This is a genomic window from Caballeronia sp. M23-90 (genome assembly GCF_053574605.1).
Genome location: NZ_JBSIPA010000646.1, coordinates 1 through 2760, shown reverse-complemented (window position 1 = coordinate 2760; position 2760 = coordinate 1). Strand labels below are relative to the sequence as shown.

The following is a 2760-nucleotide window of genomic DNA, read 5'->3' as shown; positions in this document are numbered from 1 at the left end:
TACGCAACAACACTCGGCCCGCTCGGCGGCACGACCGCGCAACCGCTGACCAACACCACGCCGCCGAGCACGGCTGCGCTGAGTAACTTGCCTGAGTTCATTTCGTGACGATCCAAGGAAACTGAAGTCACGAAAATAGAGCAAATCCGGCCCGATTTGGTTACTCAATGGTTACTAATCATTTCGCCGGCGACACCGGCCGACCGCAAGCCAAAATCCGAGCAATTCAAACTAACAGGAAAGTCAGGATCTTCACATTAGAAGATGCACTTATTACATCTTCGCTCCTGCGGGCCGAGTATGTAGCCATCAAATGTTATCGACCCATCATCCGCACGATGGGAAGTTGACAACAACGCGTGCTTTTTCTCGCAACGCACAAAAAAATCGCAGGCATTGTCCTGACGAAGGAGACATGCGACATGAGTGAGCCATCCGTGGCCGCTTTATCGCCGGATATGGCCGCGCCGTTGATACGCGTGGCCGGCGTCACCAAGCGATTTGGTGGCGTGCAGGCGCTTCGCGGCGTGAATCTCGAGGTGCTTCCTGGGGAAGTCCACGCGCTGCTGGGCGAAAACGGCGCGGGAAAATCGACGCTCATCAAGATCCTGAGCGGCGTGCATGCGTGCGATCAGGGCGTGATCGAGATCGACGGCGCACGAGTCGCGTTCGATTCCCCCGCGAAATCGCGCGATGCCGGCGTCGCCGTGGTCTACCAGGACCTGAGCCTCGTCGAATCGATGTCCGTCGGCGCGAATTTGATGCTCGGCCGCGAGCCGCGCACGCGCTTTGGCTTCGTCAAGAAACGCGAACTCATGGCGCACGTCGGCGAATTTCTGAAGGCGCATGGCATTCCGCTCGATCCGCGCGCGATGGTCGGATCACTGCCGTTCGCGTATCGGCAAATGACGGAAATCTGCAAGGCGCTGATGGGCGACGTGCGCGTGCTCATCCTCGATGAACCCACGTCCGCCCTCACCGGCGGCGAAGAAGAGATCCTCTTCAAGGCGATCCGCACGGTGACGGATCGCGGCGTCGGCGTGATTTATGTGACGCATCGGCTCAATGAGGTGTTCCGTATTTCGCAGCGCGTCACCGTGTTCCGCGACGGCGCCAACGCGGGTTCTTATACGACCGCGCAGACGAACATGAAAGAGCTGGTCGCGGCGATCGTCGGACCGGGACATGCCGCAATGCATGCACGGGAAGTTGCGGCGGGCACGCCGCGCGTGCTCGCTTCCGGTCTCGAGGCGAAACCCGTCCTCACCATGACCAACGTCAGCAACGACCGTCTGCACGACGTCAGTCTCATGGTGCGCCAGGGCGAAATCCACGGACTCGCCGGCTTGATTGGCAGCGGCCGTACGGAAATCCTGCAGACGCTGTTCGGGCTTCGTGCAGTCACCCAGGGCATGCTTGCGATCAACGGACAGCAGGCCGGACGTTTGACGCCTGCCGCCGCCATCAGGCTTGGCGTTGCGCTCGTGCCGGAAGACCGCCACGTCGAAGGTCTCGTGCTGGACCATTCGATAGAACGGAACCTGACGTTGCCGTGGCTCTCGCTTTTTTCGCGTGCGGGCTGGCTGCAAAGCCACGCCGCGGCGCGACAGGCGAAAAGCGCGATGAAACTGCTCGCGGTAAAAGCGCCCGGCCCCAATACGCAAGTGAAATTCCTCTCCGGCGGCAACCAGCAGAAAGTCGTTTTTGCGAAATGGAACAACCCGCGCCCCACGCTGCTTTTACTCGATGAACCCACCGTCGGCGTGGATGTCGGCGCGCGCGAAGAGCTCTACGCCGTCGTCCACGACGCTGCGCGCGCGGGGACGGGCGTGCTCGTCGTGTCGTCGGATCTCGACGAACTGCTGCGCCTGTGCGACCGCATTTCGATCGTCGTGGACGGCGCCATCGTCAACACGGTCGATCGCAAAAACGTCAGCAACGCCGAGGCATTGCATCACCTGATCCAACTCCCTCGTTTCCAGGAAGAGCCCGCAACATGAACGACTCCGTCACGCCGCTCGCGTCCGACCCGCTGACCGCGCAACCGCCCAGCCGCGCGTTGCGAATCGCGCGGCTTTTGCTGCAGGGCGAACGGCCCTACATGCTATATGTCGCCTTCGCAATCCTGCTGGTCGTGTTCAGCCTCGCGTCGCCGTGGTTTTTGTCCATCGACAACTTTCTCAATATCGGGCGGCAGACCGCGCTTGTATCGATCATCGCGATCGGCATGACCTTCGTGATCATCGCGCGGCAGATCGATCTGTCAGTCGGCTCGACGCTCGCGCTGTCCGGCATGTCCGCCGCGCTCGCAATGGCGCACCTCGGCGACAACTGGATCATCGGCGCGATTGCCGGGATCGGGACCGGCGCGATCGTGGGCGCGATCAACGGCGTGGTCGTGACGCGGCTGAACATTCCATCGTTTCTCGTGACGCTCGGCACGCTCAGCGCCGCACGTGGACTCGCCCTGCTCGTCACCACCACGAAGCCGGTCATCATCACCAACGACTCGTTCGTATCGATCTTCGGCGAAGGCGATATCTTCGGCGTGCCGGTACCCATTCTGTGGACGCTGCTTGCGGTGATCGGCGGCGTCTTGCTGCTGCATTACAGCGTCTTCGGCCGACGGGTTTATGCCGCAGGCGGCAATCCGACCGCCGCGCTCTACTCCGGCATCAACATCCGGCGCGTGACAACGATCACCTTCATCCTGACCGGCGCGCTCGCGGGTCTTGCGGCGCTCGTGCTCGCCGCGCGCTA

The 2760-nt window shown here is 61.8% G+C and carries 2 protein-coding genes; both read left to right on the top strand.

The annotated features are described in order from the left end of the window. Positions 1–422: 422 nt before the first annotated feature. On the top strand, positions 423–2000 hold the full coding sequence (locus ACRXB1_RS34060) for a sugar ABC transporter ATP-binding protein (protein ID WP_449494542.1): 1578 nt from the start codon (positions 423–425) through the stop codon (positions 1998–2000). After that, the coding region (locus tag ACRXB1_RS34055) for an ABC transporter permease (RefSeq protein ID WP_449494541.1) at positions 1997–2760 on the top strand (764 nt) is incomplete at its 3' end. The genes ACRXB1_RS34060 and ACRXB1_RS34055, both read left to right, overlap by 4 nt.